The sequence below is a fragment of the Streptomyces sp. NPDC000941 genome (assembly GCF_053599555.1).
Genome location: NZ_JBSFMM010000399.1, coordinates 1 through 5213, shown reverse-complemented (window position 1 = coordinate 5213; position 5213 = coordinate 1). Strand labels below are relative to the sequence as shown.

At 70.6% G+C, this 5213-nt stretch carries 4 protein-coding genes; 3 read left to right on the top strand and 1 reads right to left on the bottom strand.

What is annotated here, in order from left to right; translation table 11 throughout:
• Positions 1 to 310 precede the first annotated feature (310 nt).
• Positions 311 to 1504, bottom strand: a complete 1194-nt coding sequence (locus ACWDSL_RS51675; RefSeq protein WP_450496514.1) for an RtcB family protein — start codon at positions 1502 to 1504, stop codon at positions 311 to 313.
• Between the two features lie 182 nt (positions 1505 to 1686).
• On the opposite strand from ACWDSL_RS51675, the gene ACWDSL_RS51670 reads away from it, so the two are divergent.
• The 3 genes from ACWDSL_RS51670 (at position 1687) to ACWDSL_RS51660 (ending at position 5099) form a co-directional block, all read left to right on the top strand.
• Positions 1687 to 2634 (top strand): DUF3558 domain-containing protein, encoded by a 948-nt coding sequence (locus tag ACWDSL_RS51670; RefSeq protein WP_450496513.1) that lies wholly within the window; start codon positions 1687 to 1689, stop codon positions 2632 to 2634.
• Between the two features lie 123 nt (positions 2635 to 2757).
• Complete coding sequence (locus ACWDSL_RS51665) at positions 2758 to 3498, top strand: hypothetical protein (protein ID WP_450496511.1); 741 nt, start codon at positions 2758 to 2760, stop codon at positions 3496 to 3498.
• 140 nt (positions 3499 to 3638) lie between these two features.
• Entirely contained in the window at positions 3639 to 5099 is a 1461-nt protein-coding gene (locus tag ACWDSL_RS51660) for a DUF2637 domain-containing protein (protein ID WP_450496509.1), read from the top strand.
• Positions 5100 to 5213 lie beyond the last annotated feature (114 nt).

Sequence of the window (5213 nt, the reverse complement as noted above, 5' to 3'; positions counted from 1 at the left end):
CCCGGTGCTGCACCGGGGCGGGCCGTCGTCGACGTCGAGGGCCGGGTGCAGGTTGCTGACGCAGGTCTTGCCGTCGGCGGCGGAGGCGGGGGCGGGGGCGGGGGCGGCGGCGCCGACCGCGGAAGCGGCACGGGAAATGAATCTCACCTGTTCTCCTCTGCGAATCCTATTCTCCGCCGCGTGTCGGCGGTCAATCCCGTGCCATTGACGGCGAATTGGACGCGGTTTCTTTCGAATTGCCAGGACGCGGGCAGCGCGATGGCCCCGGCCTTGACCGGCCGGGGCCATCGCTCAGGTGCGGTCCCGCACCTCAACCCTTCACGCACACCAACTGCTTGAGCTTCGCCACCACCTCGACGAGGTCCCGCTGCTGGTCGATCACCTTCTCGATCGGCTTGTACGCGCTCGGGATCTCGTCCACGACCCCGGCGTCCTTACGGCACTCCACGCCCCGCGTCTGCTCCTCCAAGTCCCGCGTGGAGAAGCGCTTCTTCGCGGCGTTACGGCTCATCTTCCGACCCGCGCCGTGCGAGGCCGAGTTGAACGACGCCGCGTTCCCCAGGCCCTTGACGATGTACGAACCGGTGCCCATCGAGCCGGGGATGATCCCGTAGTCCCCGCTGCCCGCCCGGATCGCGCCCTTACGGGTCACCAGCAGGTCCATGCCCTCGTAGCGCTCCTCGGCCACGTAGTTGTGGTGGCAGGAGATGACGGGCTCGAACGTCGGCTTGGCCTTCTTGAACTCCTTGCGGACGACGTCCTGGAAGAGCGCCATCATGACCGCGCGGTTGTACTTCGCGTACTCCTGCGCCCAGAACAGATCGTGCCGGTACGCCGCCATCTGCGGGGTGTCCGCGATGAAGACCGCCAAGTCGTGGTCGACCAGGCCCTGGTTGTGCGGCAGTTTCCTGGCCTCGCCGATGTGGTAATCGGCCAGCTCCTTGCCGATGTTCCGGGAGCCGGAGTGCAGCATCAGCCAGACCGCGCCCGATTCGTCGAGGCAGAACTCGATGAAGTGGTTACCGGAGCCGAGCGAACCCATCTGCTTCACGGCCCGCTCCTGACGGAACCTGACCGCCTCGGCGACCTCTCCGAACCGCCCCCAGAAGTCGTCCCACCCCGGCGCCGAGAATCCGTACAGCTGCCCCGGGTCGACCGGGTCCTCGTGCATTCCGCGCCCGACCGGGATCACCCGCTCGATCCGCGACCGCAGCCGCGAGAGGTCCACGGGCAGGTCCTCGGCCGTCAGCGAGGTCCGGACCGCCGACATCCCGCAGCCGATGTCCACACCCACCGCCGCCGGGCATACGGCGCCCTGCATCGCGATCACCGAGCCGACGGTGGCCCCCTTTCCGTAGTGCACATCCGGCATCACGGCCAGGCCCTTGATCCACGGCAGCGTCGCGACATTTCGCAGCTGCTGCATGGCCACACCCTCGACCGTCGCGGGATCGGTCCACATACGGATCGGAACCCGCGCCCCGGGCAGCTCGACATAAGACATGTTTTACTCATTCCCCCATAGAAGACTGAAAACGCAAAAGCCGGACCAAGGCCCCCAATATCGGCGGGCGACCGGCAGACGCGGCGGCGCGTGCGATAGACATTGTCTGCAGGCCCCGCCCACGGGCGGCAAGCAGTTTTCGCTCCGTGTTCGCTCGGAGAGATCTTGAAAGGACGGGGAGAGTGCAGCCAGCGCAGCAGCGAAGGGCGTATGCAGCGGGTGCCGCACGGGCCGCCGCCGTGCTCACCACGGTGCTCGCCGCCATCGGCCTGAGCGGCTGCACCAGCACCGCCTCACACGCGGGCCTCGACGACGGCAAGCCAGGCGACTCCGGGGCGCCGGTCGCCGCCGCGCCCGGCAAGTACCGCACCCTCCCCGAGGCGTGCGGCGCGATCGACTCCAAGACGCTGCGCAATCTGCTGCCCGGCGCCGAGGAGGACGACCCGGTCTACGACGGCCAGGCCACCGTCACCTATGACACCAACCGGCGCGTCGGCTGCCGCTGGAAGCTGGAGACGAGCAGCGGCACCCGCTATCTCACGCTCGACTTCGAGCGCGTCGTCTCGTACGACCCGACGGTCAGCGACGACGACCAGGCGAAGGAGCGGTACGAGAAGAAGGCCGCCGCCGCGCACGTCCCGGGTGCCTCCGAGACCCCCAGCGCCCCCTCCGGCTCGCCCGGCTCCTCCGGCAAGAACACCCCGAAGGGGTCCGCGTCGGCCTCCCCCGACGCCGGGAAGGACGATTCCGGGAAAGACGGCTCCGGCAAGGACGGTTCCGAGACCGGGGGCACCAAAGTCGGGGGCGCGACGCCCCACACCTCCGGAACCGACGCCCCGGCGACCCACGGCACCGACACCGACGCCTCCGGCGGCACCGACGCCTCGGAGACCGCCGCACCGCGCCGCCTGGACGACCTCGCCGACGACGCCTTCCTCGACGACCAGCTCATCACCAGTGATTCCGGTATCCACCGAGATGTCACCGTCGTCTTCAGGTCCTCAAATGTGATTGCCACCATTGAGTACGACCAGTGGACGACCAACAACAAGCACATTCCCAGCAGCGAAGAACTGCAGGTCAACGCCGAAGATCTGGCCCAGGAACTGACCGGGCGGCTCAACGAATAGACCGGTGTAGGGGGCCTCGCGCAAGACGCCCGAATTGGGCTGTGCGCGCATCGGCCGCGTACCGTGCCGTGTCATGACGCGGGCGGGACGGCCGCCCATCGACCGAGAACGAGCGAAGGACCCATGCACCGAACAGCCCCTCGACTCGCCCGTATATTCGTCAGCGCAGCCGTACCGGTGGTGCTCGTCGCCGGCTGCTCCTCCGGCTCCGACAAGGACTCGAAGGACTCGGCCAGCCCGTCGAAATCGGCCACGCCCAGCCCGACGCCGACCGTCGCGGCCGCAAAGTACAGCAAGCTCCCGGCGGTCTGCCCGACCCTGTCCGCCAAGACGATCGACGACTTGGTCCCCAAGGCCGAGAGCAAGAAGGGCAAGGAGCTCCCCTCCGCCGACGCCAACCAGTCGGCCAGCTGCCTGTGGACCGGCCTCAACGGGTTCAAGTACCGGCAGCTCACCGTCTCCCTCAAACTTTTCAGATCCGAGGTGTCGCTGGGCTCCGGCGACAAGCGGGCCCAGGCCTACGCCGGCGACCAGGCCCAGAAGGCCGCCACGTCCGACGGCGCCAAGAACGCCAAGACCGGGCAGGCGCCCGGCATCGGCGACGCGGCCACCACCGTCAGCACGGAGTCGAAGAAGGACGGCGACGAGTTCCGGAACCAGACCATCGTGGTCCGCACCGCGAACGTCGTCCTGACCCTCGAATACAACGGCGCCGGCTACGAGGACGAGAAGACCCCGGACCCCAAGGCGCTGCTCAAGGACGCCGAGACCGGGGCCAAGGAGGTCGTCGCCGCCGTCGAGAAGGGCGCCGAAAAGAGCGGCGCGGGCAGCGGCGCGAGCAGTGGCGGCGGCGGCGCCGCGTAGCCGCCACCCCGCCACCACCCGCCACCACCCGCCGCCGGCCGAGCCGTTGCGACCCCCTTCCCGTCCACCGCCCTTGACGTGTATGCGACGCTGGGCGCGCCGAATGCCGTAGGACGGGGGAGGGGCCGCGGGTGGCCGCGATGCAGTTGACACGTACGCACCGCATATTGATCGGGGTGGTCGTCACCGGAGCGGTGGTGATCGCCGCGATCGGTTTCGCGGGCTCCTACGCCGCCGTGCGCGATCTCGCCCACGACAAGGGATTCGGCGCTTTCGCCAACGTCCTGCCCATCGGGATCGACGCGGGAATCGTCGTCCTGCTCGCGCTCGATCTGCTGCTGACCTGGCTGCGGATCCCCTTCCCGCTGCTACGCCAGACGGCCTGGCTGCTGACCGCGGCCACCATCGCCTTCAACGGCGCAGCCGCCTGGCCCGACCCGCTCGGCGTCGGTATGCACGCCGTCATCCCGATCCTGTTCGTGGTCTCCGTCGAGGCCGCCCGGCACGCGATCGGGCGGATCGCCGACATCACAGCCGACCGGCACATGGAGTCGGTCCGCGTCGCCCGCTGGCTGCTGGCACCCGTGCCGACCTTCCGGCTGTGGCGCCGGATGAAGCTGTGGGAGCTGCGCTCGTACGACCAGGTCATCAAGCTCGAACAGGACCGCCTCGTCTACCGCGCCCGGCTGCGGGCCCGGTACGGCCGCGCCTGGCGCCGCAAGGCCCCCGTCGAGTCGCTGATGCCGCTGCGCCTGGCGCGCTACGGGGTGCCGCTGGCGGAGACCGCCCCGGCGGGGCTCGCCGCTGCCGGCCTGGACCCGGCCGAGCTGGCACCCGCGCCGCTGCCCGCCGCGCTGCCCTACGGAGGCAGGAACGCGGGCATTCCCGGGGCCGCGGGAGCCGTCGGGGTTCCCGGAGCCGCGGGGGTGCCGGGGGCCGCGGGAGCAGGCCAGGCCGGGGCCCAGGAGCGTGAGCTGCCCATGGCTTTCCCGCTGCCGGTGTACCAGCAGCAGGGGTACCAGCAGCCCGGCACGCCCGAGCACGACGGGCGGACGGCGACCGGCTTCGAGCAGCAGGCCGCGGGCCATCCGGCGAACGGGCAGCCACAGCAAGCCCCGCAGGTTCACGAGGCGCAGCAGCCGCAGCAGCCGCAGCTCGACGCACAGGCCCAGCAGCAGGCGCAGCAGTTCGCGGCGCAGGTCGACGAGGCGCAGGTCGACGAGGCTCAGGGCGCCGGGGGGCTGACAGCCCCGGTCGGCGCGGGGGGCCGGGTCCGGCCGCTGGGCGGGCAGGGCACCAGCAGCCAGGTCCCGTATGTGCCGGCGCAGCGGGGCCTGGAGTCCTACGGCGAGGCCGACCCGTCCGAGGCGGCCCTGCCGCCCGTGAACCTGCCGGACGACATGCCACGCGACGAGGCGTACTACGGGGCCTTCCGCCAGCACGTCACCAACAACGGCATGTTCCCCTCCCCGTACCAGTTCGGCCGACTGCTCCGCGAGGGATACGGCATCCCCGACCTCACCGACGGCGATGTGCGCAGGCACCTGGACGACTGCAAGGAGCGCTACAAGCTGGAGATGGGCACGGAGTCCATCCCGTAACCCACAGACCTCCCCGCAACGCACGGGCGGGGGGGGGGGCGGGGGGGTGGGGCCCGCCCCGCGGGTGTGCGTGTGCGCGCGGGGGGGGGTGGGCGGGGGGGGCCGGTGGGCGCC